Origin of the sequence: Nonomuraea sp. NPDC000554, assembly GCF_040300065.1 — a bacterium.
Taxonomy (GTDB): Bacteria; Actinomycetota; Actinomycetes; order Streptosporangiales; family Streptosporangiaceae; genus Nonomuraea.
Genome location: NZ_JBEPDC010000007.1, coordinates 51571 through 76935, shown reverse-complemented (window position 1 = coordinate 76935; position 25365 = coordinate 51571). Strand labels below are relative to the sequence as shown.

Below are 25365 nucleotides of genomic sequence, written 5' to 3'. Positions count from 1 at the left end.
TCCTGCCGCAGCACAGAAAGATCCGTAAGCGAACGGGAGAAGGTGATGTTATGTGCGCTTCACACCCTGCGTTGTCCCGACTCCGCCGGGCCACCCCTTGCGGGACCCGGACTCCTCCCAGCCCTGAAGGGCCGGGCTTCCTCCGGAGGTCATGGTGATCCGGGTGCTCCTCGCGGAGGACATGCTCATGATCAGGTCCGCGCTCACCGCGCTGCTCCGGCTGGAGCCCGACATCGAGGTGGTGGCGGAGGTGACACGCGGCGACGAGATCGTCCCCTCGGCTCTGCGGGCCCGCCCGGACGTGGCGATCGTGGACATCGACCTGCCCGTCATGGACGGCATCACGGCCGCCGCCACGCTGCGCGAGCGGCTCCCGTCCTGCCGCGTCCTGATCCTCACCGCGATGGGCCAGCCCGGGCAGGTGCGCCGCGCGCTGGCGGCGGGCATCGAGGCGTTCCTGGTCAAGGACGCTCCCGGCGACCGCCTCGCGGACGCGGTCAGGCGGACGGCGGCCGGTCTGCGCGTCCTCGACCCGGAACTGGTGGCCTCGGCCATGGAGTACGGTGAGAGCCCCCTCACCCAGCGCGAGACGGCGGTGCTGCGGGCAGCGGCGAGGGGCGCCTCGGCCGAGGAGATCGCCTCCCGGCTGCACCTTTCGCCGGGGACCGTCCGCAACTACCTGACGGCCGCGATCACGAAGACGGGCGCCCGCAACAAGATCGACGCCATCCGCGTCGCGGAGGACGCCGGCTGGCTCTGACCGGCCGCCCCCGGCCGTGCGGCGGACAGCCGCTGGAAGGACGGCTGGGCGGGAGGCCGGTCAGATGTCGGTGATGCGGATGCCGGCGTGCGCCTTGTAGCGCCGGTTGACCGAGATGATGTTGGCCGTGAGCGCCTCCACCTGGTGGGCGTTGCGCAGCCGCCCGCCGTAGACGCCGCGCACGCCCGGGATGACGTCGGCCAGCGCCTGCACGGTGTCGGTCGCCTCACGGTCGTCGCCGAGCACCAGCACGTCCAGGTCCACCTTGTCCACGGACGGGTCCATCAGGACCACGGCCGACACGTGGTGGAAGGCGGCCACGACGCGGCTGCCGGGCAGCACGGCGGCGGCCTGCTGGGCGGCGCTCCCCTCCTCGACCGGCAGCGCGTACGCGCCCTGCTTGTCGAAGCCCAGCGGGTTCACGCAGTCGACGACGATCTTCCCGTCCAGCTCCGCCCGCAGCGACTCCAGCAACGCCTTGTGCCCGTCGTACGGAACGGCGACGATCACGATGTCGGCCTCGGACGCCACCACGGCGTTCTCCGCGCCCCTGGCCCCGAAGCCGATCGACTCGGCGGCCTCCTGGGCGCGCTGAGCGCTCCGGGAGCCGATCAGCACCGGATGCCCGGCCAGCGCGAACCTGCGCGCCAGCCCCTTCCCCTGGTCGCCGGTGCCGCCGAGGATGGCGATGGAAAGCCCGTTCACATCTGTCATAGGCCAGATCATGCCACCCGCCTGCTCCGCGCCGGACCGGCAGGGGGGCACCGGCGCCGACGCTGCCGCCAGGCTGCCGACGTGCCCGGCCAGGTGCCGGGGCCGGATTCGTGCCCTGGCCGCCGCCGAGCGGTCCCCGGCCCGGACGGCGTGCGCCGGGCCGGGGGCGGCGGTCAGCAGTTGCCGATCGCCGGGAGGCCGAGCACGCGCAGTGTGAGCCACTCGATGGCCAGGGGGCCGCCCTCGATGGCGCCCGTCACGTGGTCGGGTGCGGGCAGCGAGGTCCAGCGGGTGTTCACGCCCGCCCGGCAGTACTCGGAGCGGAGGCCGGCGCCCACCGCGTACGGGATGGTCTGGTCGCCCTTGGCGTGGTAGAGGAACATGGGCACGCGCGGGGGCGTCGCGCCGAGGCGGTTCTCCGCCAGGCGGGCCAGCCACTTGGGCTGGTTGAGCAGGTCCACCGGGCTGATGTCGGAGAAGCGCAGCCCGGTCAGCTCGCCGAGGTCGCCGACGCAGGCGTCCGCGGCGCGCGCCAGCAGGGCGCGGCCCCGGTCGTTGAGGTCGGCTTCCAGGTCCAGTTCGGGGTAGGCGGCGTCGAGACCGACCCCGGCCGCGGCTGCGAGGCCGAAGTCCGCGGTGCCGTCCAGGTGGTCGGCCACCGCGTGCAGGTCGGCGGGCACGCCGCCCGCCGCCACGCCCTTGAGCTTGAGCTCGGGCGCGTACGACGGCTGGAGTTGCGCCGCCCAGGCGGCCGAGGCGCCGCCCTGCGAGTAGCCCATGACGGCCACCGGCGCCTGCGCCGACAGGCCGGCGCCGGAGACCCGCGTGGCGGCCCTGATCGAGTCGAGGACGGCGTGGCCCTGCGACACGCCGGCCATGTAGGTGTGCTGACCGGGTGTGCCGAGGCCCTCGTAGTCGGTGATCGCCACCGCGAAGCCCTTCAGCAGGAACAGGCTGACCAGCGCCAGCTCGGCCTCGCGGCCCTGGCTCATGCTGGCCGAGGGGGCGCACTGGTCGCCGAGGCCGTGCGTGCCGACGGCGTACCCGATGATGGGCCGCCTGCCCAGCGCGTACGGCGCCTTGGGGACGAGCAGCGTGCCGGACACCGCGTTGGCCGAGCCGGTGGCCGAGGTGGAGTGGTAGAGCAGGTGCCAGGCGTTGACCGGAACCTCCAGCAGCTTGCCCGGCAGGAGGTAGACCGTGGTCGGCTGGGCCGAGACGACGTCGCCGGCGACCGCCGCGCGGGCCGGTGTCGCGACGAACATCGACATGATCGATAACAGGATCACGGACATGCTGACGCGCACACGTACTCTCATGGGCCGCCCCTTCTCGGGTGGGGGATCACGCTGGGGACGGCGGCGCCGCGAATGGATCGTTACCCGCGAGTAACTCGCTGTCAAGCCCCTGAAATGTCCGGAGTCAGACGCGCGGAAACCGCGGGCGAAGCGCCGCTGGTCATGCACTATGGGGGGATGGATTCTGGGTCGGTGGACTTCCTCCGCGAACTGCTCGCAGAAACCGGCTGGGTGGAACGCACCCGCGAGCTCGGCCTCGCGCTGCGCGCCACCCGCTCTCCCGGCGGGCTGCTCCTGGTCGGCACGCCCGACGACGAGCCGTGGCACCTGACCGCGCACCTCGCCGACGAGGCCCGGCTGTCGGAGCTGCCGCAGCTCGCGCCCACCCTGGTCCGCTGGTCACCGCCCGCCGACGCGCCCCCGCACCTGCGGGTGGGGCTCGACCGCGTCCAGCGGGCCGGGCGCGGCGAGACCCTGTTCGTGCTGGCCGAGCAGCAGGCGCCGGTGCCACTGCTGGAACGGGTCGACGACGCGCGGCGCACCGGCGCGACGATCCTGGCGCTGGAGGGCGCCGACTCGGAGCTGACGGGGCTGGCCCACGACGCGATCGCGGTGCCGCCGCGTGGGCTGATCACCTTCGACGGCGCCCAGCACCTGGTCAGCGCCGCCGCCGGGGAGCTCCCGCAGCGTCCGAACCTGCGCGAGCGGCTCGCCCGCCTCCTGGAGAAGGTGAGCGGGCCCCAACTGGCCGACTGACCGCCTTCGGCCTACACCTGGCTCGGGTCCGGTGCTGGACGCCGCTCGTCCAGGTGGCCCAGCAGGGTGGCGTCCAGGGCGGCGGTGGCGTCCTCGATGGCGGCGATCAGCACCGCCTGGACGGGGTCCGGCTCGCCCGACCTGGTACGGCTCACCCGGGTGACCGCGTCCAGCCGCCTCGCGCCCACGTCCCGGACCTCGCTGACCCGCACCTCCCCCTCCGGCACGTCCAGCAGGGCGAGCGTCGGCACGATCGCCACCCCGTGCCCCGCTGCCACCAGCGCGAGCGCCGGGCCGAACTCGGTGATGACGTGCACCTTGCGCGGCTCGAAGCCGTGCAGCCCGGCGAGCCGGTCGAGCGCCTGCCCGCAGGACTGGTCGGGCTCGCCCGCCACCCACGGGACGTCCGCCAGGTCCGCGACCGTGCGCGGCGGCTCCGGCCAGTCGGGCGGCACCACGATGCGGTACTCGTCCACGTAGAGGGGACGGGTGGCCAGCGACGGCTGGGTCAGCACCGGCAGGCTCATGTCCTGCTCGGTGATCAGGACGTCGACCGACCCGAGCCGCAGTTCCTGGAGCGCGGGCTGCCCGTACACCTCGTGGATGACCGGGACGATCTTGGGATGCCGGGCGGCCAGGTCGCGCATGGCGGGCACCAGCATGTGCTTGATCACCGTGGGGAACGCCGCGATGCGCACCGGCCCGGCGAGCCGCTCGGTGAAGCGGGTCAGCTCGCGCCTGGCCTCGGCCAGTTCGTCCTCGACCCGTTCGGCGTAGCCGGCGAGCACCCGTCCGGCGGGGGTGAGCGAGACGCGGCGCTGGGAGCGGTCGATGAGCGCCAGCCCCACCTCGCGCTCCAACTGGGCGAGCTGCTGCGACACGGCGGACGGAGTCAGGAACAGCGCCTCGGCCGCGCGCATCACTCCGCCGCGGCGGGCGACCTCGTGCAGGATGCGTAACCGCCGGGGGTCGATGTCCATAAAGGGCAGCTTACGCCTCGCATTAGATACCTTTAATTGCACGTCAAAGCAGGAATTCCTGACAATGGCGCGCATGGATCTCCTTCTCGCCGCCGTCGGCTGGATCGGCGCCGCCCTGCTGCTGTTCGGCTACGGCATGGTCTCCACGTCCCGCATGTCGGGGGGCGGCGCGAGGTACCAGGTCATCAACCTGGTCGGCTCGGTGGGCCTGATGATCAACAGCGCCTACAACGCCGCCTGGCCGTCGGTCGGGCTCAACCTGGTGTGGGCCGCGATCGGCGTCGTCGCGCTCGTCAAGCTCGCCCGCCTGGGCATCGCCACATGACCGCCGAGCCCGGCCGTCACGTCAGGGAGAGCGCGCTCGCCGCCTGAGCTCCCGGCAGACCCGCCCGGACATCGTCGAGCACGGCCATACCACACGCGCCCCGCGCATCACCACCGCCCCAAACAAGGGGCCTCACCAGGTGTTATGAACGTTCATAAATTTAGGCTTGTGAATGCCGAAAATGTGTGACATTTTACATTACACAACGTGAAACGGCGGGCCAGGAATCGGGGGCCGCCTAGCCCGCTCCAGCCCCCCAAGGAGTGGTATGCGAACCGTCACCTCATTACTCATCGCTGCCTCGATCGCGTTGGCGACACAGAGCGTGTCCGCCGGACTCGCGGGTCCCGCCGCCGCGGCAGCCCACACCCCAGTCAAGGCCGGCTCCGTCACCCCTGCTCACAGCGCGGACCCTGCACCCGCGCGGGACCTCGGCGGCGAACCCGACCACCGCCAGCACAAGCCGCTGCCGATCGACGAACGGGCGCCGCTGCCCGCGTCGAACCGCGAAACGCGCCGCGACTACGACACCCCGAACACCCTGAAGACCCAGAAGAGACCGTCGCTGAACAGGAGAACCGCGGCCGCCCCCGAGTGCGTGGTCTCCGAGTTCACCGGCAAGACCGGCGAGGCGTTGATCGAGGCGATCAAGAAGGCCGACACCGCCTGCGTCAACACCCTGTTCACGCTGACCGGCGGCGACGCGGGCGCGGCCTTCGGCGAGTCGAAGATGGTCACCGTCGCCGACGCCTTCCGGGCCAACGCCACCGCCTACCCCGGCGACAACAGCACGTCGACCGCGCAGCTCGTCCTCTACCTCCGCGCGGGCTACTACGTGCAGTGGTACCATCCCAACGACGTCGGCCCGTACGGCGACGCACTCAAGAACGCGATCAAACCCGCGCTCGAGGCGTTCTTCGCCAACAGCCACTCGGGCGACGTCACCGACGCCAACGGGGAGACCCTCGGCGAAGCGATCGTCCTGATCGACAGCGCACAGCAGAACGCCTCCTTCCTCCCGGTCGTGAAGCGGTTCCTCGAGGCGTTCGACGGCTCCTACGACAAGCTGTGGTGGATGCGCAACGCGGTCAACTCGGTGTTCACCGTGCTGTTCCGCGGCCACCAGCTGCCGGAGTTCGTCTCGGCGGTGGAGGCTGACGGCAGCGTGCTCGACTCCCTGCAGTCGTTCGCGGCCAAGCACCTCGATCTGCTGGGCACGGACTCGGCGTTCCTCACCGTCAACGCGGGCCGGGAACTGGGCCGGTTCCTCCAGCACGCCTCGCTGCTGCCGAAGGTGAAGCCGCAGGTCGTCTCGCTGCTCGGGAAGACCTCGATCACCGGAGAGACCGCGCGGCTGTGGGTCGGCCTGGCCGAGATGGCCGACGCCTACGACAAGGCCGCCTGCGCCGACTACGGCACCTGCGACCTGCAGAAGCGGGTGAAGGAGGCGGTGCTGCCCGTCAGCCACACCTGCGGCCCGACGCTGCGCATCGTGGCCCAGGAGATCAGCGCCGAGCAGCTCGCCGGGGCCTGCACCAGCCTGCAGAACCAGGACGCCTACTTCCACGGCCTGGTCAAGGACTCGGGGCCGGTCGCGAACGACAACAACACCACCCTCGAGGTGGTCGTCTTCAACTCCTCCACCGACTACCAGACCTACGCCGGCGTGATCTACGGGATCGACACCAACAACGGCGGCATGTATCTCGAGGGCGACCCCGCCACGGCGGGCAACCAGCCCAGGTTCATCGCCTACGAGGCCGAGTGGACGCGCCCCTCGTTCGAGATCTGGAACCTCAACCACGAGTACACCCACTACCTCGACGGCCGGTTCGACATGCTCGGCGACTTCGCGGAGGGATCGAAGACGCCGACGGTCTGGTGGGTCGAGGGTGTGGCGGAGTACGTCTCGTGGTCCTACCGCAAGCTTGACAACACCAACGCCGCCACCGAGGCGGGCAAGCACACCTACCCGCTGAGCGCGCTGTTCGACACGGCGTACGGCGACGGGCAGACCCGCGTCTACCCGTGGGGGTATCTCGCGGTGCGCTACATGTTCGAGAAGAATCCCGCCGAGGTGACCACCCTGCTCTCGCACTACCGCAAGGGCGAGTGGGACGCGGCGCGGACGTTCCTGAAGTCCCTGAACCACGACGCCGACTTCGACACCTGGCTCACGGCCTGCGCCGCCGGGGCGTGCGGCGGCGATGGCGGCCAGGACCCCTCGACGCCGTGCTCCAACCCCGACACCAGGGCCATGGCGCGCAACTGTACCCGCAGCGAGCTCAAGGGAGTCAAGGGTGACTACGCCTACTTCTACATCAGGATTCCCGAAGGGGTGAAACAGCTCAAGATCACCGCAACCGGCGGGACGGGCAACGCCGACCTCTACTTCAACAAGTCCGCCTGGGCGACGACAGAGGCCAACCAGAGCCGGTCCACCAACCCCGACAACAGCGAGACCCTGACGGTGACCGACCTCACGCCGGGCCACGACAACTACATCAGCCTGTACGGCGTCACCGACTTCAGCGGCGTGCGCCTCACGACCGAGTACTGACATCACACCCGTTGAGCGCCTCCCCTGCACGGGGAGGCGCTCTTCCTTTTGGGACACCACGCTTTGGGACGCCACCGTTACCCTTCCGTGTCTTGCCAAATGTCCGATATGAACGCTCAAATATGAACGTTCATATCTCGGAAGGAACGCCCCCCATGAACCGTCGCAGCTTCCTCAGCCTCGCCGTCACCGGTGCGCTCGCCCTGGGCGCCGCCGCGTGCGGCGGTTCCGGTCCGGCAGCACAGGCAGGTCCCGTCAAGATCACCGTGTGGAGCTGGAAGCCCGCCTCGGCCGGGCTCGCCGCCGTGGCCAAGGACTTCGAGAAGGACCACCCGAACATCAAGGTGGCCGTCCAGGACATCGGCGAGCCGGCCATCTGGGACAAGATCACGATCGGCATGGCAGCGGGCGGCAAGGGCCTGGCCGACGTCATGCACATCGGCGTCGACTACCTGCCCGGGTACGTGGACAAGTTCCCCGGGGGCCTCGCTGACCTGCGCAAGTTCGGCGCCGACAAGCACAAGGACGCCTTCGCCAAGGGGCTGTGGCCCACCGTCACCGGCAAGGACGGCGGCGTCTACGCGATGCCGTGGGAGGTCAACCCCGCAGGCTTCTTCTACCGCTCCGACATCTTCGACAAGGCGGGCGTCGACCCGGCGTCGATCAAGACCTGGGACGACGCCATCGAGGCCGGAAAGAAGATCAAGGAGAAGACCGGGGCGTACCTGATCGGCCTCAAGGCCAGCGCCGTCGACATGGACTTCTTCCAGGCACTGCTGCAGCAGCAGGGCGCGTTCTACTTCGACGGCCAGGGCAACGTCACGCTCAACGCCGCGCCCGCCGTACAGGCCATGTCGCTCATCAAGAAGATGAACGACGCGGGCATCGTCGCCGACACCTCCGGCGAAGGCACCTGGAAGCAGCTGGTCAGCGCCGGGAAGCTGGCCGTCGTGCCCTGGCCGGCGTGGGCGGTCAGCTATCTCCAGGAGAACCGCCCCGACGAGAAGGGCAAATGGCGGGTCATGCAGCCACCCGCCGTCACCCAGGGCGGCAAGCGGGCCGCCATCGTCAACGCGACCTACCTGTCGGTCTCGGGCACCAGCCCGCACCCGCAGGAGGCGTACACGTTCGTGGAGTACGCCCTGACCAGGCCCGAGGCCATCAACAAGGCCTTCAAGGAGGGCGGCGTCTTCCCCGCCCTGACCGCTGCCTACGCCGACCCGATGTTCAAGGCGCCGTCGGACTTCTACGGCGGCCAGCCCGCCCTGAAGACGTTCGTCGACTCGCTCACCGAGGGCGCGGACGCCACCTACTACTCGGGTGACTACGCACGGGCCCTGAAGATCGCCAGTGACGCCCAGATGAAGGTCCTGCTCAAGGGCGCCGACCCGGCGACCGCGCTGACGGAGGCCGCCCAGCAGCTCGTCCAGCAGACCGGCAGGAAGCTCGCGGGATGACCCTCACCATGACACGGGGGCGGGCCGCCGGGTCCCGGTCGGCTCGCCCCCGCCGATCGTTCGTCACCCGGAGGAACATCCCCTACCTGCTGATCCTCCCCGCGCTGCTCGGCTTCGTGGTGTTCAAGGCGTACCCGATCCTGGCGGCGCTCTACATCAGCCTGACCACGGGGGCGGGAGCGGCGCGCCACTTCGTCGGCATGGACAACTACGTCCGCCTGGTCAACGACCCGCTGTTCTGGACCTCGCTGTGGAACACCGCGCAGATCCTGATCGTGCAGGTCCCGCTGATGCTGCTGCTCGCGTTGCTCCTGGCCCTCGGGCTCGACTCCGCGTCCGTACGGCTGCGCGGCCTGTGGCGGCTGGGCGTGTTCATGCCGTCGCTGACCGGCCTGGTGGCCTACGGCGTCATGTTCTCGGTGATCCTCAACAAGAACACGGGCCTGCTCAACTGGCTCCTGGACTTCGTCGGGATCGATCCGATCAACTGGCTGGGCAGCCCCTTCTGGGCGCGGATCTCCATCATCATCGCGTTGACCTGGCACTACACCGGCTACAACGCGGTCATCTATCTCGCGGGGCTGCAGAGCATCCCGAAGGAGCTCTACGAGGCCGCGATGGTGGACGGCGCGGGCGCCGGACGCCGCTTCCTCTCCGTCACGATCCCCCAGCTGCGCCCGATCCTGCTGCTCACCGTGGTGCTGTCGACGATCGGCACCCTGCAGCTGTTCGACGAGCCGTTCGTGCTCACCGGCGGCGGCCCCGACAACGCCACGCTGACCATCTCGCTGTACCTGTACCAGAACGGCTTCCGCTACTTCGACTTCGGCTACGCCGCGGCGATCGCGTACGCGCTCACCCTGATCGTGGCCGGGTTCGGGATCCTGCAGCTGAAGCTGACGGGAGGCCGTCGATGAAGGGCTGGACGCTGACCTTCGCGCTGGCCGCGGTGTTCGCGCTCTGCGTCGGACCGTTCTACTGGCTGGCCATGGCGGCCACGCACGCGAACGCCGACATCTTCTCCTGGCCGCCCAGGCTCTACCCCGGCAACCACCTCGGCGAGAACCTCGCCACCCTCGACCAGTCGATCGGGCTGGCGAACGTCCTGCAGAACACGCTGGTCGTGGCGACCGTCCAGACCGCGGGGGCGATCGTGGTGTCGCTGCTGGCGGGGTACGCCTTCGCGAAGTTCCAGTTCGTCGGACGCAACGTGTTCTTCGTGCTGCTGCTCTCGACCCTGGTGATTCCCACCGGCGTGACGATCATCCCGGTCTTCGAGCTGATGAACGAGATCGGGCTGATCGACAGCTATCCGGCGCTGATCCTGCCCAACCTGTCGGTGCCGTTCGGCATCTTCCTCATGCGCCAGTCGCTGCTCGCCCTGCCCGACGAGCTGCTCGACGCGGCGCGGATCGACGGCTCGGGCGAGCTGCGGGTGCTGTGGCGGGTCGTGATCCCCGTCATGCGTCCGGTGCTGGCGGCGCTGGCCGTCTTCCTCTTCCTCGGGGCGTGGAACGACTTCCTGTGGCCGCTGATCGCGCTGCGCACCCCCGAGATGTACACGCTGCCCGTCGCCCTGGCCAGCGTGCAGAGTCTGGCCAAGACCGACTTCGGCCAGGTCATGGTGGGCACGGCGATCTCGTCCCTGCCCATGATGATCCTCTTTCTCGTTCTTCAACGCCAGTTCATCTCCGGCCTGCTGGCCGGAGCCACGAAGGGATAGACATGCAGTTGTGGCAGCCCCACACGGCCCCCGGCGCCGCGCCCACGGCGTCGACCACGGTGTCGATCTCCGGCACCGCGGGCGACGTGGTCGTCGAGCTCTCCGGCGCCTCCGAGGCCACCTCCACCCGGGTGGGCGAGGACGTGTGGCTGATCGAGGCGCGGTCGGCTGAGGGGATCAGCGCCCAGTGGCGGATCCCGTGCGTGTCGGTCAGCGCCTTCTGGACGCCGGACAGCGGCACGCACCGCTGGGTTCCGCCGAGCTGGCGGGCGCCCAAGACGTCCTCTCTCGCCTTGGGCGCGCCCGCGATCTCCCTGATCGGCACGGCCGACGTCAACGTGTGCACGGTGGCGCTCGCCGACGGGGTCGGCGAGGTGCGCTTCAGCGGCGGGGTGGTCGAGGAGACCGGCGAGTACCTGTTCATCGTGGAGCAGGCGAGCGGGAGCCTGAGCCTCCGGATCGACCTGTCGGACCGGCCGTTCTCCGCGGCGCTGGCCGAGGTGGCGGCCTGGTGGGGGCAGGGCAGGCAGTTGCCGCCGACGCCTCGGGCGGCCAGGCTGCCGGCCTACTCGACCTGGTACAGCATGCACCAGGAGATCAGCGAGGAGTCGGTCGAGGTCCAGGCGCGGCTCTCCCGCGAGCTGGGCTGCGAGACCATCATCGTGGACGACGGCTGGCAGACGGCGGACCGCGGCCGGGGCTACGCCTTCTGCGGCGACTGGGAGCCGAACCCAGCAGCATTTCCCGATTTTTCGGAACATGTGAAGCGGGTGCACGCGCTGGGGCTGTCCTACCTGCTGTGGTACGCCATCCCGTTCGTCGGCAAGGAGAACGCCGCCTTCGCCCGGTTCGAGGACAAGCTGCTCATGTACGCCGACTACATGGACGCGGGCGTGCTGGACCCCCGCTTCCCCGACGTGCGCGAGTTCATCGTCGACCGCCTCTCACAGGCCGTCGAAGCGTGGGGCATGGACGGCCTGAAGATCGACTTTGTGGACTGGTTCGCCAGGGCGAACCCGCCCGCCCGCGACGGCATGGACTGCCCCGAGGTCGCCGAGGGCGTGCGCCGCCTGCTCGACGCGCTCGACGCACGGCTGCGCCGCGCCAAGCCCGACGTGCTGATCGAGCACAGGCAGCCCTACACCAGCCCCGGCCTGTGGCCGTACGCCAACATGATCCGCGCCGTGGACTGCCCGCTCAGCCCGCAGGAGAACCGCCAGCGGACGATCGACCTGCGCCTGCTCGGGGGACCGCTCGCCGTGCACTCCGACATGATCCTCTGGCACGCCGCGGAACCGCCTCAGCAGGTGGCCGTGCACCTGATCAACGCGCTGTTCTCGGTGCCGCAGATCTCCGTCGACCTCACCAGGCAGACCGGCGCGCAGCGGGCGGCGCTGGCGTTCTGGCTGGGGGTGTTCCGCGAGCACCTGGACACGTTGCAGCTCGGCGCCCTGGAGCCGACGGGCGCCGAGCACGGCTTCCCGCTCGTGCGAGCCTATGATGAGAAGACCACGATCATCGCTCGCTACGCGCCGCTCCCGGTGCGGGTCCCCGGCGAGGGGTGGCAGGACTTCCTGGTCGCCAACGCCGACTCCGACCCCGCCGTGCTGCTCATCGGCGAGGCCGACGAGCAGGTCGCGGCGAGCGTCCACGACTGCGAGGGCGCGCTGGTCTCGTCCGCCACGCTGAGCCTGGGGCCCGGCGTGACGACCGTGGACGTGCCGACGGGCGGCTTGCTGCGGCTACGCCGTACCAACCAGGAGGGCTGAATGCGCAGGTCGCGCGGGGTCACCATCGAGGATGTCGCACGCGCGGCCGGAGTTTCCCGACAGACCGTCTCCAACGTCTTCAACGCCCCCTACAGGCTCAAACCGGAAACCCTGGAACGGGTCAGCGCGCTCATCGAGGAGATGGGGTACCGGCCCGACCAGTCGGCGCGCAGCCTGAAGTCCGGCACCAAGCGGATCATCGCCTATCTGACGCCTGTCGCCGACGATCCGGCCAACCCCAACCCGGTGATGAGCGGCTTCCTGGAGGCCATGGTCACCGTGTCGGGCGAGGCCGGATACAAGGTCCTGCTGGTGCGTCCGCGTCCCGGCCAGAGCCAGGAGCAGGCGATGGACGAGGTGATCGCCTCGCGCACGGTCGACGGGTTCGTCCTGGCGGACGTCATGCACGACGACAGGCGCGTGGCACACCTGAGCGCCGTCGGATTCCCCTTCGTCGGGTTCGGCCGGACCGCCCCTGGCGAGCCGCAGACCTGGGTCGACGTCGACACCGTCCAGGCGGTGATCGACCTGGTCGGGCTGCTGGCGAGCAAGGGGCACCGCAGGGTGGCCTTCCTCGGGCTGGAGTCGGAACGGCCCTGGGTCGGCCACCGGCACGAGGGCTTCCAGGCGGGCGTGCGCCGCTTCGGGCTCGACACCTCCCCCGCGCTGGAGGTCGTCTCCCCCGCACGGGACCCCGGATCGGTGACCGAGACGCTCAGGCCGCTGCTCACCGCCAGGGCCAGGCCGTCGGCGGTGGTCGCCGCAGGCGACTGGCTGGCCATGGGCGCCTACGCGGCGGCCAGGGCGGAGGGGCTGAGCGTGGGCGCCGACCTGGCGATCAGCGGGTTCAACGACCTGCCGGTCACCGCGTTCCTGCAACCGGCGCTGACCACGGTGCGGCACCCCCTGCCGGAGATCGCCAACGCCCTGGTCACGCGCCTGCTCCAGGTCATCGACGGCGGGCAGCCTCCACCCGCGGGGCTGCTCCTGCCGGGAACCCTCGTGGTCCGCGACAGCACCGGCTAGCGGGCGCGCCGCCCGTCAGTCGTCGTCCTGGTCGGCTTCTTCCCACGCCTTGTTACGGTCGGCGGCGCGTTGCAGCGCGCCGGCGGCCTCCTGCTCGGTCTGGTAAGGACCCATCCGGTCCTTGTTGGGGCACCCCTCGTCGGGCTCCACTCGCATGTGCTTGAGGCAGAACCACCACTGGCCATCGCTCACGGGGTCAATTCTGCCCCGTAGACTCGTGTTTCATGACGACACTGCTCCAGCCAGGGCGAGTTTCGCCCATCAGGAAGGTTCCCGCCCACATCGAGCGGCCGGAGTACGTCGGCAAGAAGCGGCCCAAGACCGGCGAGCCCGACGTGAAGACCCCCGAGACGATCGAGCGGATGCGCGTGGCGGGCCGGATCGCCGCCCAGGCCCTCGAAGAGGTCGGCAGGCACGTCAGGCCGGGCGTCACCACCGACGAGCTCGACCGGATCGGCCACGAGTTCCTCATCGGCCACGGCGCGTACCCGAGCACGCTCGGGTACAAGGGCTACCCCAAGTCGCTGTGCACCTCGATCAACGAGGTGATCTGCCACGGCATCCCCGACGACACCGTGCTGCGCGACGGCGACATCGTCAACGTCGACATCACCGCCTTCATCGGCGGCGTCCACGGCGACACCGACGCGACCTTCCTGGTGGGCGAGGTCGACGAGGAGTCGCGGCTGCTGGTCGAGCGCACCCGCGAGGCGATGATGCGGGCGATCAAGGCGGTGGCGCCGGGCAGGCAGCTCAACGTGGTCGGCCGGGTCATCGAGGCGTACGCCAAGCGGTTCGGCTACGGCGTGGTGCGCGACTTCACCGGCCACGGCATCGGCACCTCGTTCCACTCCGGGCTGATGGTGCCGCACTACGACGACCCGTCGCTCCGCGTCGAGCTGGTGCAAGGCATGACGTTCACGATCGAGCCGATGCTGACGCTCGGCACGATCGAGTACGACATCTGGCCCGACAAGTGGACCGCCGTGACCAAGGACCGCAAGCGCACCGCCCAGTTCGAGCACACGATCGTGGTGACCGACACCGGCAGCGAGATCCTCACCCTCCCTTAGGCAGCACACCGGTGACCGTCGTGCCCTCACCGCGCACGCTGGTCACCGACAGGTTGCCGCCCAGTTCGGCGAAGGTCGCCCGCATCCGCGCGATGCCCCGGCCCGGCTTGCTCGTGAACCCCCGGCCGTGGTCGCTGATGGTCAGCCGCAGGCCGGAGCGGCCCACAGTGACCGCGACCGACACCGTGGCGGCGCCGCTGTGCGCCTCCACGTTCGACAGCGCCTCGCCGACGGTGGCCAGCACGCCGCGCGCTATCCGCTGCGGCACGTCGGTGGCGGGCAGGGCCCAGATCTCGACGGCGATGCCCGTGCGTTCCGACCACTCCGCGAGGCAGCTCTCCAGCGCCTCGGCCAGACTTCGTCCCCCGCGCATGCGCGTCTCTTCCGCCAACTGAATGTCGCCTTCCCGAGCACCGCGAGCACGCGCCGGTCCCCAAGCCGACGCTTCCCTCTGCGATGCGCAACCCCCCTCAAGGTCCGCGCATACACCTGATGGAGTGATGCCCCTATCCCCTGTGAGCTAGCCTAGCCGCCGGGCTCTGACCTCGTGGAGCGAAGATAGAAGGCCATGGCCGAACGGCTACTCGGCGCCTTCGTCCATGCGGTTGAGCCGGGCGAGATAGGCGTTGTAGGCGTCGAGTTCCGACTTGCCGGCGGGGCTGCGGTCGGCCTTGCGGTCCTCCCGCCTGGCCTTTCTGTCCTCGTCCTGGTACCACTGCGCGGCGATCGCCAGCAGCACGATCAGGGTCGGGATCTCGCCGAAGCCCCACGCGATCGCGCCGCCGTTCTGCTGCTCCTCCAGCAGCGACCCGCCCCAGGGACGGTTGAGCTGCTCGTACCAGCTGGACGCGATCACCGTGCCGGTCATCATCAGCGCGATGCCGAAGAACGCGTGGAACGGCATGGTGACGAAGAGGGTCAGCAGCCTGCCCACGTACGGCAGCTTGTGCGGCGCCGGGTCGACGCCGACGATGACCCAGAAGAACAGCGACCCGCTGATCAGGAAGTGAAGGGTCATCCAGATGTGCCCGAGATGCTCCTCCATGGCCGAGGCGAACAGCGGCGTGAAGTACAGCGCGTACGTCGAGGCGATGAAGATCGCGGTGGCGATGCCCGGATGCCCGACGACCCGGACGAACCTGCTGTGCAGGATCGTGGTGAGCCACTCGCGCGGCCCCCTGTCGCCGCGCCTGACGGCCGGCTTGAGCGCGCGCAGCGCGAGCGTGACGGGCGCGCCCAGCACCAGGAAGATCGGGACGATCATGGAGAGCGTCATGTGCTCCACCATGTGGACGTCGAACATGACCTTGGCGTACCGGGACAGGCCGCTCTGGGTGGCGACGACCAGCACCGCGACCCCGACGAACCAGGCGGCCGTGCGGCCCCACGGCCAGCGGTCGCCGCGCCGCAGCAGCCTGACCACCCCGGCCCCGTAGAGCCAGGCCAGGACGGCGGCCACCATCGCGAAGAACAGGTCGAACCACCACATCGACACCAGGTTGGCCATCGAGATCGGCGGCGGCATCGGGAAACCGAGCAGCTCGAAGGCCCGGTCGGCGGGCAGTGAGACGTCCGGTGGCTTGGTGCGCGACAGCGCGACCGCGAGGCCCACGGTGGCGGACATGACCAGCAGCTCGCCGATCGCCATCCGGGTGAACGCGCCCGGCTTGCCCGCCTGGAGGCCGCTCAGCGTGCGCTGCCTGTGCCACCAGCCCGCGTAGCCGAGCAGCACGAACGCGACGGTCTTGGCGACGAGCAGCACCCCGTACGCGGTCGTCCAGAGCTGGGTGATGTCGGAGAGCCGGGCCAGGACGCTGAACACCCCGGACAGGCCCACCACGACGAAGCACCAGATCGCCATCCGGGAGAACCGGGCGGCGGCGATCGCGAGCTGCGGCTGGCCGCGCACGGCGTGCAGGGTGAGCACGCCGAGGCCGCCGACCCACAGCACGACCGCGACGAGGTGCAGCGACAGGCCCGAGGTGGCCAGGTCGTGGTTGGGCGAGGACGACGAGTGACCGGTGAGCGCGGGCGGCAGCACCGTCACCAGGGCGAACACCAGCAGCCCCGCCGAGGTTCCGGCGGTGATGGCGCCGCGCGAGAACAGCGCGATCGCCACTCCGAACAGCACCACCAGCGTGAGCGCGATGCCCTGGCTGGTCTGGGTGGCGAAGCCGGTCAGGTAGTTGCCGTCGCCGCCCAGCTCGGTGATCGGCCTGGCCCAGGTCTCGGACGTCTCGAAGACGATCGTGGCGACGGCCGCGCCGGCCCAGCCGAGCGCGCTCCAGGAGGCGGCCTTGACGTAGCCGAGGGCGCTCTTGCCGAGCATGCCCTTGTCGTTCGGCAGCAGGAAGGCGGCGGCGAGCAGCAGCCCGACGGTGACCACCCCGGCCGCGTCGGAGAGTAGCTTCGACGCCGGCAGCGCCCACCGGGTGAGCGCCCCCGCGTCGGGCAGGCCGGGGATGATCCGCGGGAACGCCGAGCCGCCGGCGACCATGGCGACCACCAGCGCGACGAGCGCGGCCGCCGCCGCAGCGAACGCGAGACGCGCGGCCCTGGTCACGACTTCTTACCTCGCACGCTGAGCAGGAAGCCGATGCCGACGCCGACGAGCGCGCCGACGACGATCAGCAGCCAGACGGGGAACGACGCCGAACCGCCTCCCTCCGCCGCCAGCGGGGTCGCGGGAGCAGAGCTGACCTGGTTCGGGAGCGGCTGAGCGGAAGCCGTGGAGACCTGACTCGGGACGGGCCGGCTGGAAGCCGTGGCCTCGGCGGGCCGGCCGGCTGTGGGGCCTGGTGTCGGGCCCTCGACCTTGAAGGGGATCTCGCCCTCGATGGGGTGGCCGTCGGAGGAGACGACGCGGTAGGCGATCGTGTACTTCCCGCTGGGCAGCTCGCCCTTCAGGTCCTGGGTGACCACGGCGCCGTCGAGGGCGGGCCGGCCGAGCTGGTGCTCGGTCTGGTCGCCTGCGCCGCGCACGATCACGAACGGCATGCGCACCTTCGAGCTGAACTCGAGCCTGACCCGGTCGAGGCTCCCGACCGTGGCGCCCTTGGCCGGGTCGCTGCTCTTGAGCGAGTCGTGCGCCAGCGCGGGCCCGGCGGTGCCGAGCACGAGCAGGGCGGCGAGAAGCGCGGTCAGGACCGCGAGCGGGGATCTCTTCATGACATCCCCAAGGCTACCGACGCCGTCACCCGGTCCCGACTCCGCGCTACAGCCCCGTGCAGGCCAGCGCTCGCTGATAGGCCTCGACCGCGCCGTCGACGTCACCGAGCTGCTCCATGGTCTCGGCGGCGGCGTACCAGGTGCTGGCGACCCGCCGGGAGTCGGGCAGCGGCGTGAGCCTGTCGCGCACCGAGTGCGCGTGCAGCCCGGCCACGGCGTGGTCGCCCAGGGCCGCGTGCGCACGACTGATCAGCAGGTCGGCCTCGGCGCCGAGAGCGCGCACGTTGCCCGGAAGGACCCGCCGCCCGGCCTGGACGTGGCCGATGGCCTTGTCGGGCTGGCCCAGGATGATCTCGGCTCGGGCCATCTCCACCTGGCACCGGGCGAGGTCGGTCGTGCTCGCCGAGGTCTGCGCCAGTTCCTCCGCGGCCCGCTGCATGATGTCGCGCGCTTCCCGCGCCTGGTGGGGACGCACCCGCAGCAGCAGCGTGCCGAACGCGTTCCGCATGCGTGCCAGGTTGCGCGGCTGGCCGGTCTCGGACTGCACGGCCAGGGCGCGCTCGGCGAAGGCGAGCGCCTCCTCGCCGTGCCCGGTGCTCTCGGCCACCAACGCGGCGTTCCAGCAGGCGGCGACGATCGACCTGGGCGTGCCGAGCATGTCGGCGGCGTTCAGCAGCTCGGCGGCGAACTGCCTGGCCCTGAGCAGGTCGCCGCGGAAGAGGTAGGCGGACAGGAGCGTGGCGCCCAGCTCGACGAGCAGGTCCGTCCAGGCCGGGCGGGACGGGCCGCGCAGGAGCCGCTCTCCGACTTCCACCGCTTCCGTGAGCCTGTCGCTGTCGCGGTAGACCCGGCACAGCGCGATGGCCTGCTCGATCTCGCGCTCCGGCGTGTTCTCCTCCTCGCGCAGCCGGGTGAGGATGGAGATCGCCTCGTCGAGGTCGCCTGCCGCCTCCGTAGCCAGGGCCAAGCCGAATTCCGTATCTTGACGGAGCCTGGTGAGACCTGTCAGGTTGTTGTCGGCCAGCAGCTCAGCGAAGCGGGTACGCGCCTCGGAGATCTCTCCGTTCTCCAGCGCCAGCCGCGCGTAGCCGAGCGCGAGCTCGATGTTCTCCATCTGCTCGGCGGTCACGCCGTTCACGAGATAGGAGAGCGAACAGTCGAGCTTCTGGGCCAGGAGCTCCAGCACGGCCGGGGTGGGGGTACGCTTGCCACTCTCGATCAAGGAGACGTAACTGTCAGACAATTCAGGGTGCGCGAGCTGCGCCTGAGATAGGCCGCGCTGTCGCCTGACCGTCTTGATTCGGAGTCCCACCAGGTCAGATGTGGTCACAGCTGCCGCTCCCTGAGATGATTGCGCCCGAGCAACACGATTAGTCGAGGGAGAACCCCATGTTTACGCGTATTGCCCTGTCCGCACTTGCTGCCTTGATTGCGGTCGTTACGACCGTTGGAGGCAATGCTACGGCCGCAAACGCGGATTCGCCTCTCCAAATTGCGTTCGATACTCCAGCCTGCTGCTGACCATCGCCGCCGGTTGAAAGACAGGGGTCCTGGCGCAGGCGCCCGCCAGTGTGGAGTTGAGGTCTCCATGCAACGGGCACGGTCTCCCCTGGCCCGACGGAAACAACCCCCCTTTCTTCCGGAGAGACTCGGACGGTACCGGGCCTGTCTACATTTGATCTACAGGCCCTTCACGTCGTGGTGACGATGACTAAGCTGCCTGAGTGGCTCCCCACCGTGATCATGCGAGAGACGTACCGGCCGCGGGCCTGACTCTCCGCCTCCTGGGGCCGGTGGCCGGCGCCCTGGACGACGACGAGGTCGATCTGGGGTCGCCGCGCCAGCAGGCCGTCCTGGTGATGCTCGCCACCCGCGCGGGGCGAGTCGTCACCATGAGCCAGTTGATCGAAGGCCTGTGGGGCGAGGCGCCGCCTGCCAGCGCCGAACAGAGTGTCTACACCTATGTCGCCGGTTTGAGGCGCGTCCTCGAACCCGGCCGTGGACGGCGAGAGCCGTCGACGTTGCTGATCGGCGCGGCAGGCGGCTACCGATTACAGGTCGATCCCGGTCAGGTCGACTCCCGCGTCTTCGCCGAGCGCCTCGACGCGGCCGGCGAGGCGGGGAGAGTCGGCGACCATGTCGCCGCGTTACGCCACCTCCACCAGGCTCTCGCGTTGTGGCGCGGTCCGGCGCTCAGCGGCGTGCCAGGCCCTTTCGCCGAGAGGGAGCGCGCCCGCCTGGAAGAGCTTCGCCTGACCGCGGCCGAGGACCGGGCCGACGCCCTCATCCGGCTCGGCCGCCCGCAGGAGGCGCTCACCGGCCTCCAGGACCTGAGCCGCCATCACCCCTTCAGGGAACGCCCCCGCGAGCTGCTCATGCTCGCTCTGTACGGATGCGGCCGGCAGGCGGAAGCGCTGGCGGTCTTCGAGGAGACCCGGCGCCTCCTGTCCGAGGAGCTCGGCGTGGACCCGGGCGACGGGCTGCGCAGGGCGCATCAGCTCGTCCTGTCCGGCACGGGCGGCGACGCGGTGCCGGCCCCGCCCGTTCCCCGGCAGCTGCCCCGCGACCTCATCGGCTTCGTCGGCCGGGCGGACGAGAGCGCGCGCCTGAAGGCCCTGCTGGTGCCGGAGGGCGACGGCCCGCCGCATCCGTTCGTGGTGATCTCCGGGCCGCCGGGCGTCGGCAAGTCGGCGCTGGCCGTCCACGTCGCGCACATGGTGAAGGAGCGCTTTCCGGGCGGGCAGCTGTACGTCAACCTCCGCGGCGGCACGCCGAACGTCGCCCGGCTCTCGTCGCACGACATCCTCAGCCGGTTGCTCCGCGGCATCGGCACGCCGGACGACGCCATCCCCGCCGAGGCCGACGAGGCGGCCGCGCTGTGGCGGAGCAGGCTGCACGACAAGCGCCTGCTCATCCTGCTGGACGACGCCGCCGATCTGACGCAGGTCCGGCCCTTCCTGTCGGCGCCCTTCGGCACGGCGCTGCTCGTGACGAGCCGCGAGTCCCTCATCGCGGGCGACGACTGCGTCCAGCTCCAGCTCGGCCCGCTGCCGGACGCCGAGGCCACCGCCATGCTGGCCGGGCTCGCCGGTGCGGGCCGCGTCTCCGCCGATCTCCCTGAGGCCACCCGGCTGGTCCGGCTGTGCGACGGCCTTCCCCTGGCCCTGCGGATCGCGGGGGCCCGCCTGGCCAGCCGTCCGGACTGGAGCGTGGGAGCGCTCGTCCGGAGGCTCAGCGACGAACGGGGGCGGCTCCACGAGTTGGAGGCGGGGGAACTCGCCGTCCGGTCCAGCCTGGCGGCGAGCTGGAACGCGCTCAACGGCAGCGCACGACCGGCCGACCGGCTGGCCGCGCGCATGCTGGCGCTGCTCGGGCTCCTGCACGTGCCGGACGTCACCACCGAGGCGGCGTCCTCGCTGTTCGACTCCTCGGTGCCGGAGGCCGAACGCGCCCTTGAGCGACTGAGCGACGCCCACCTCCTGGAGCGCGGCGTGCCGGGGCGCTACCACCTCCACGATCTCGTCAGGCTCTTCGCCGGCGAGCTGACGCCTGCCGGCGAGAGGATCGCCCCGCTGACCCGCGTGCTCTCGTATTACGTGGCCTCCGCCCGGGCGGCAGTGGAGATCAGCGATCCCCACCGGGTGCACTCTTTCCGCCTTCGGGTCGAGGTGCCAGGCCGGCGCTTCGAAAGCCCCGACGCGGCCTACGACTGGCTCACCCGGAACGAGCCGACGCTGCTCGCGGCCGCCTCGCAGGCCATGGCCGACCCGGATGAAGTGGTCGCACGGCTGGGCACGGAGATCGTGTTCGCGATGATGTGGTATCAGCAGAAGGCTTACCGCGTCGCCGATCTGATCTCCTTGGGGGCACAGGTCATGTCCGTGGGAGACCGTCTCGACGATGACGGCATCAGGATGCACGCCCACGCCCATATCGGGGTCGGCAGGTATTTCAAGGGAAGCCTGGCGCAGGCCGTGCACCACGCCGAGCAGCACCTGACCCTGGCCCGGCGCCTGGGCGACCGGTTCAACGTGCAGCGCGCGCATGGCAACCTGGCTGCCACCTACGCCAAGTGGAACCAGTTCGACGACGTGCTGCGCAACGCGCTCGCACAGCGCGAGATCGCCCGGGAGATCTCCTCCGGCGTCGGCGAACGGTTCGCCCTGCTGATGCTCGGTTCCGCGTACGAGGGGCTCGGCCGCCTGACCGAGGCCGCGGCCGCTCTCGCGGAGGCGGCGGCGATGGCGCGGAGCGCGGGTGACGCCATGCAGGAGGCCCATGTCTGCATCAAGCTCGGGAGGGTGCTGCTCGACCTGGGAGAACTGGACAGGGCCAGGGCGCTCCTCGAGGGTGCCCTGGCGCTTGCCCACGACAGCAAGACGAAGACCGCGGAGGTCGGGTGCCTCGTGCTTCTGGTGCGAGCCCATCGGCTGCTCGGCCGGTTGGGCGAGGCGCGGGAGCGCCTTTCCCAGGCTGTCTCGCTCGCCAGTGGCATGGGCAGCGCCTACTGGCTCGAGCAGGCTCTGCACGAGCAAGAAGCTCTCGACATGGGCATACGCTCGGCACCCGCGTGAGAGGTGGCTGCCGCCACTTGGTCATCGTGGAGGGGCGGCGCCTCTGAGGGCCAGGAAGAAATCCACCCTGTCCGCCATTCCCGACAGGTTCCGTCCGGTGAGTTCCTCCACGCGCCGGATGCGGTACCGGACGGTGTTCACGTGCACGTGCAGCCGCTCGGCGCACGCGTTCCACGAACCCGCGCAGTCCAGGAAGGTGCCCAGGGTGAGGACCAGGTCGGACTGGTGGCGGCGGTCGTAGTCCAGCAGCGGGGTGAGCAGGCGATCGGTGAAGGAGCGGCGGATGTCGCCGGGGACCGTGGCCAGCAGCAACGCGTGCGTGTAGATCTCGTCGCTGGTCACCACGGCGCCGCCACGAGCTTCCGCCAGGCGGCGGGCGTGCCCGGCCTCCTCGACGCCACCCCTCAGGGCCGCGGCGCCGGTCAGCGCGCCGCTGAGCCCGACGCAGAGACGGACGTCCGGGAGCGCCGAGAGCGTCTCCGCGCCGGCCCGCAGCCGCGCGGCCAGCTCGCCGACGCTCCGCCCCCGCAGCGGCACCACCGCGACCGCACCACCGCCCACTCCCGCAGCACCGCCCCCACTGAGCCGATCGGCCTCCCGGGCACCGCCGGCGGGAGCGGCCGGGAGCACCGCCGCGACCACCTCGCGTCCCAGCAGCTCCTCCACGATCTGGCCGCCGAGCGTCGCCGGGTCGGGGGCGCGCTGGTCGCCGGTGCCGGACGCGGCGACGTTCACGATCGCGTACGGCTCCACGCCCTCGATCCCGCAGGTGCGAAGCCTGGCGGTGAGGTCGGCGGCGTCCGAGCCGGCTAGCGTGGCCGCGACGAGCTGCTCGGCCAGCCGCCGCTCGACGCGCCGCCCCTCCTCCATCCGGCTGCGTTCCAGCGCGACGGAGGCGGCCAGCTCGTAGCCGAGGTCCGCCCGGCCGAGCAGGTCGCCCTCGCAGGCCAGCACCCAGCCGGCGGCCCGGTGGCCGCGTCCGACACCGAAGATCGTGTGCTCCCCCACGAGGCAGGGCAGCCGCGGCGCGGTCAGGTACGCCCGCGCCAGCGCCGCCGGATCCGGCACGGCGCCCACGACCATCTGCCCGGACGCCGACACGACCGCGCCCCTGACGCCCAGCTCGGCGGCGGTCAGCTCGAACAGCTCGGGCAGGTCGGTCCCCTCGGCGACGGCGGCGACCAGCCTGCGGTGACGTCCGAGCGCGTCGCGGACGTCACCGGACAGGCGCGGCGCCGCGAACTCCGCGAGCGTGCGGAAGGAGACCTCGGTGGGGACCTCCAGCAGCGGCAGCCCGGCCGCCTGGCAGGCTTCGACCAGGTCGTCCGGGACGTGCCCGAGCCACGCCTGGCCCGCGCCGACCCCCGCCACCCCGGCCTCGACCAGGGCGGTCACGAAGCGGGCCGAGTCGGCGGACGAGTGCCGCCACATGAGACCCGTCAGCACCAGCTCGCCGCCTGACAGGTAGCGCCCAGGCTCGGGCAGGTCGGTGATGTGGACGGTGCCGAACTCGCGCTCGGAATCGCCGGTGAGCAGCCTCAGACCCAGCTCCTCGACGGCCAGCAGGTCAACGATGCGCACTTGGAGGAATATACAATCCCGCTTCCGCCCAACGTCTGACCGCGCCCGCCCCGCCTCCCGTCGCGCACGCCCTGCCATCCGCCACGCCTCCCGTCGTGGCCTCCACGTCCGGCCGCTTCTGGGCCGGTATGCGGGGTCTGTCAGCCCTCCTGTGGTTCCGTCGGGAGGCGTTCTGCTACGGGGGCGCCTTTCGTCTGGCCGGAGCCGATGATCGTGGCGTGCCTCAGCTGGCGGCTCGTGAGGCCCGCCAGCGCGACCAGCGCCGCGGTCGCGGCCCCGGCGGTGATGGTCGCGCTGATCCCCCACGCCGCTATCAGGACCCCCGTGAGAGCCGTGGACACCGGTACCAGCCCGGTGAATCCGAAGCTCAGCGTGCTCATGACCCTCCCCAGGTAGGCCGGGTCCGCGTTGATCTGCAGCATGGGGATGAGCACAGCGGACAGGAAGTTGACCGCCAGCCCCATGCACGCGGCCGCGACGCAGGCGACGGCGAGCGCCGGGGTGACGGCCACGACGGCGAGGAACAGGCAGCCGATCGCCGTTGCCACCAGCGCAGGCGTGCCGATCCGCCCCAGCCTGCCGCCCACGAAGGAGATCGTCAGCGGCCCCACCAGTGCCCCGGCCCCGAAGCAGCCGAGGACGAGACCGTAGCCGGGAGGGCCCCAGCCGCGTTCCAGCGCCAGCACGGGGATGCCCACGCTGACAGGACCCGTCACCGCGAACTCCGCGCCGGCCAGCACCAGGACCACTGCCAGCAGCAAGGGCGTGCGGGCGGTGTAGCGCAGCCCTTCCACGGTCTCGCGCAGGATTCCGGCCTTCGCCTTCCCGACGCCGTCCGCAGCGCTCGCGGCGTCACCCCCAACCGCGGCGTTCCCGATGTTCCCGGTATCCCCGCCATCCGCGGCGTTCTCGATGCTCCCGGCCTCCCCGCCACCCACGGCGTGCACGGCCGGCGCGGGCGGGGCAGGCGGTTTGCGCGTTCTCAGCGCCGCGACCGCCACCGCGCCGAAGGCGAAGCTGACCGCGTCGAAGCCGAACGCCAGAGGTGCTCCGCCGAGCCCGACGACCAGTCCGCCCGCGGGCGCTCCCGCGATGATCGAGATGCGCAGCAGCATGGTTCTGATCCCCTGCAGGCGCGAGAGGTCCTCGGTCCGGACCGCGTACACGGGTATCGCGTTCGAGGCGGGATCGAACACCGAGCCGACGACGCTGAACAGGAGCATGAACCCGAGCAGGACCGGGACGCTCGGCCTGCCGAGGGCGGCATAGAGCGCGATGCCGGCCGCGAGCCCGACGCGGACGGCGTCACTCCAGATCATGACGCGACGCGGGTCGAGCCGGTCGACCAGCGCCCCGCCGGGCAGCATGAGGACGAGCCTCGGCAGCATGCCCACGCTGATGATGACCGCCAGCGCGCCCGCCCCGCCGGCCTTGGCCGCCATCACCGACACGGCGACGTAGAAGAACTGGTCCCCGAAATGGGAGACGAACTCGCCGGCCAGCCACGAGATGAGCCGCCGGTCGCGTATTCGCTGGTAACCGCCGGTCGTCTCCGGGCGGGGGGCCGTCATCGGGTCTCGCTCTTCAGAACCTGGTCGTGG

General features: G+C 70.8%; 21 protein-coding genes. 11 read left to right on the top strand and 10 right to left on the bottom strand.

Annotated features, from left to right (window positions below; genetic code table 11):
- Positions 1–154 precede the first annotated feature (154 nt).
- Positions 155–760, top strand: coding sequence for a response regulator transcription factor (locus ABT294_RS15740; protein WP_350806661.1), 606 nt, complete (start codon positions 155–157; stop codon positions 758–760).
- Positions 761–820: 60 nt separating this feature from the next.
- Here the strand turns inward: ABT294_RS15740 and npdG are convergent, their stop codons facing one another.
- On the bottom strand, positions 821–1474 hold the full coding sequence (gene npdG, locus ABT294_RS15735) for an NADPH-dependent F420 reductase (protein ID WP_350806298.1): 654 nt from the start codon (positions 1472–1474) through the stop codon (positions 821–823).
- 173 nt (positions 1475–1647) lie between these two features.
- On the bottom strand, positions 1648–2793 hold the full coding sequence (locus ABT294_RS15730; RefSeq protein ID WP_350806296.1) for a lipase family protein: 1146 nt from the start codon (positions 2791–2793) through the stop codon (positions 1648–1650).
- A gap of 156 nt (positions 2794–2949) precedes the next feature.
- On the opposite strand from ABT294_RS15730, the gene ABT294_RS15725 reads away from it, so the two are divergent.
- Positions 2950–3528: a hypothetical protein gene (locus tag ABT294_RS15725; RefSeq protein ID WP_350806294.1), complete on the top strand. Its 579-nt coding sequence runs from the start codon at positions 2950–2952 to the stop codon at positions 3526–3528.
- Between the two features lie 11 nt (positions 3529–3539).
- Here ABT294_RS15725 and ABT294_RS15720 read toward each other — a convergent pair whose 3' ends face one another.
- Positions 3540–4508, bottom strand: coding sequence for a LysR family transcriptional regulator (locus tag ABT294_RS15720; protein ID WP_350806292.1), 969 nt, complete (start codon positions 4506–4508; stop codon positions 3540–3542).
- Between the two features lie 73 nt (positions 4509–4581).
- Between ABT294_RS15720 and ABT294_RS15715 the strand changes: the two genes are divergently transcribed.
- The 7 genes from ABT294_RS15715 (at position 4582) to ABT294_RS15685 (ending at position 13368) form a co-directional block, all read left to right on the top strand.
- Positions 4582–4833: a CBU_0592 family membrane protein gene (locus ABT294_RS15715; protein WP_350806291.1), complete on the top strand. Its 252-nt coding sequence runs from the start codon at positions 4582–4584 to the stop codon at positions 4831–4833.
- A 325-nt stretch (positions 4834–5158) separates the two neighbouring features.
- Positions 5159–7393: a M9 family metallopeptidase gene (locus ABT294_RS15710; protein WP_350806289.1), complete on the top strand. Its 2235-nt coding sequence runs from the start codon at positions 5159–5161 to the stop codon at positions 7391–7393.
- Between the two features lie 155 nt (positions 7394–7548).
- Complete coding sequence (locus tag ABT294_RS15705; RefSeq protein ID WP_350806288.1) at positions 7549–8850, top strand: ABC transporter substrate-binding protein; 1302 nt, start codon at positions 7549–7551, stop codon at positions 8848–8850.
- Positions 8847–9767, top strand: a complete 921-nt coding sequence (locus ABT294_RS15700; RefSeq protein ID WP_350806287.1) for a carbohydrate ABC transporter permease — start codon at positions 8847–8849, stop codon at positions 9765–9767. The genes ABT294_RS15705 and ABT294_RS15700 overlap by 4 nt, the downstream gene beginning before the upstream one ends.
- On the top strand, positions 9764–10573 hold the full coding sequence (locus ABT294_RS15695; protein ID WP_350806286.1) for a carbohydrate ABC transporter permease: 810 nt from the start codon (positions 9764–9766) through the stop codon (positions 10571–10573). The genes ABT294_RS15700 and ABT294_RS15695 overlap by 4 nt, the downstream gene beginning before the upstream one ends.
- Before the next feature lie 2 nt (positions 10574–10575).
- Positions 10576–12342: a glycoside hydrolase family 36 protein gene (locus tag ABT294_RS15690; protein WP_350806285.1), complete on the top strand. Its 1767-nt coding sequence runs from the start codon at positions 10576–10578 to the stop codon at positions 12340–12342.
- A complete protein-coding gene (locus tag ABT294_RS15685) occupies positions 12343–13368 on the top strand; it encodes a LacI family DNA-binding transcriptional regulator (RefSeq protein WP_350806284.1) in 1026 nt (341 codons plus the stop codon).
- A 15-nt stretch (positions 13369–13383) separates the two neighbouring features.
- On the opposite strand, the gene ABT294_RS15680 is transcribed toward ABT294_RS15685, so the two are convergent.
- Positions 13384–13560, bottom strand: a complete 177-nt coding sequence (locus tag ABT294_RS15680; protein ID WP_350806283.1) for a hypothetical protein — start codon at positions 13558–13560, stop codon at positions 13384–13386.
- 32 nt (positions 13561–13592) lie between these two features.
- On the opposite strand from ABT294_RS15680, the gene map reads away from it, so the two are divergent.
- Positions 13593–14441 carry a type I methionyl aminopeptidase gene (map, locus tag ABT294_RS15675; RefSeq protein ID WP_350806282.1) on the top strand — a complete coding sequence of 283 codons (849 nt, stop codon included), beginning with the start codon at positions 13593–13595 and terminating at the stop codon, positions 14439–14441.
- On the opposite strand, the gene ABT294_RS15670 is transcribed toward map, so the two are convergent.
- The 4 genes from ABT294_RS15670 to ABT294_RS15655 all read right to left on the bottom strand — a co-directional run bounded on the left by ABT294_RS15670 (position 14428) and on the right by ABT294_RS15655 (position 18921).
- Positions 14428–14814 (bottom strand): sensor histidine kinase, encoded by a 387-nt coding sequence (locus tag ABT294_RS15670; RefSeq protein ID WP_350806281.1) that lies wholly within the window; start codon positions 14812–14814, stop codon positions 14428–14430. The two genes, map and ABT294_RS15670, sit on opposite strands and share 14 nt — an antisense overlap.
- A gap of 207 nt (positions 14815–15021) precedes the next feature.
- Complete coding sequence (locus ABT294_RS15665) at positions 15022–17004, bottom strand: bifunctional copper resistance protein CopD/cytochrome c oxidase assembly protein (protein WP_350806279.1); 1983 nt, start codon at positions 17002–17004, stop codon at positions 15022–15024.
- Positions 17001–17609: a copper resistance CopC family protein gene (locus ABT294_RS15660; protein WP_350806278.1), complete on the bottom strand. Its 609-nt coding sequence runs from the start codon at positions 17607–17609 to the stop codon at positions 17001–17003. Before ABT294_RS15660 ends, ABT294_RS15665 begins: the two co-directional genes overlap by 4 nt.
- Positions 17610–17655: 46 nt before the next feature.
- Positions 17656–18921 (bottom strand): helix-turn-helix domain-containing protein, encoded by a 1266-nt coding sequence (locus ABT294_RS15655; RefSeq protein WP_350806660.1) that lies wholly within the window; start codon positions 18919–18921, stop codon positions 17656–17658.
- A 412-nt stretch (positions 18922–19333) separates the two neighbouring features.
- Between ABT294_RS15655 and ABT294_RS15650 the strand changes: the two genes are divergently transcribed.
- Positions 19334–22183 (top strand): AfsR/SARP family transcriptional regulator, encoded by a 2850-nt coding sequence (locus tag ABT294_RS15650; protein ID WP_350806277.1) that lies wholly within the window; start codon positions 19334–19336, stop codon positions 22181–22183.
- 21 nt (positions 22184–22204) lie between these two features.
- On the opposite strand, the gene ABT294_RS15645 is transcribed toward ABT294_RS15650, so the two are convergent.
- Positions 22205–23764 (bottom strand): PucR family transcriptional regulator, encoded by a 1560-nt coding sequence (locus ABT294_RS15645; RefSeq protein WP_350806275.1) that lies wholly within the window; start codon positions 23762–23764, stop codon positions 22205–22207.
- A 140-nt stretch (positions 23765–23904) separates the two neighbouring features.
- Positions 23905–25335, bottom strand: a complete 1431-nt coding sequence (locus ABT294_RS15640; protein ID WP_350806274.1) for an MFS transporter — start codon at positions 25333–25335, stop codon at positions 23905–23907.
- Between the last annotated feature and the right edge of the window lie 30 nt (positions 25336–25365).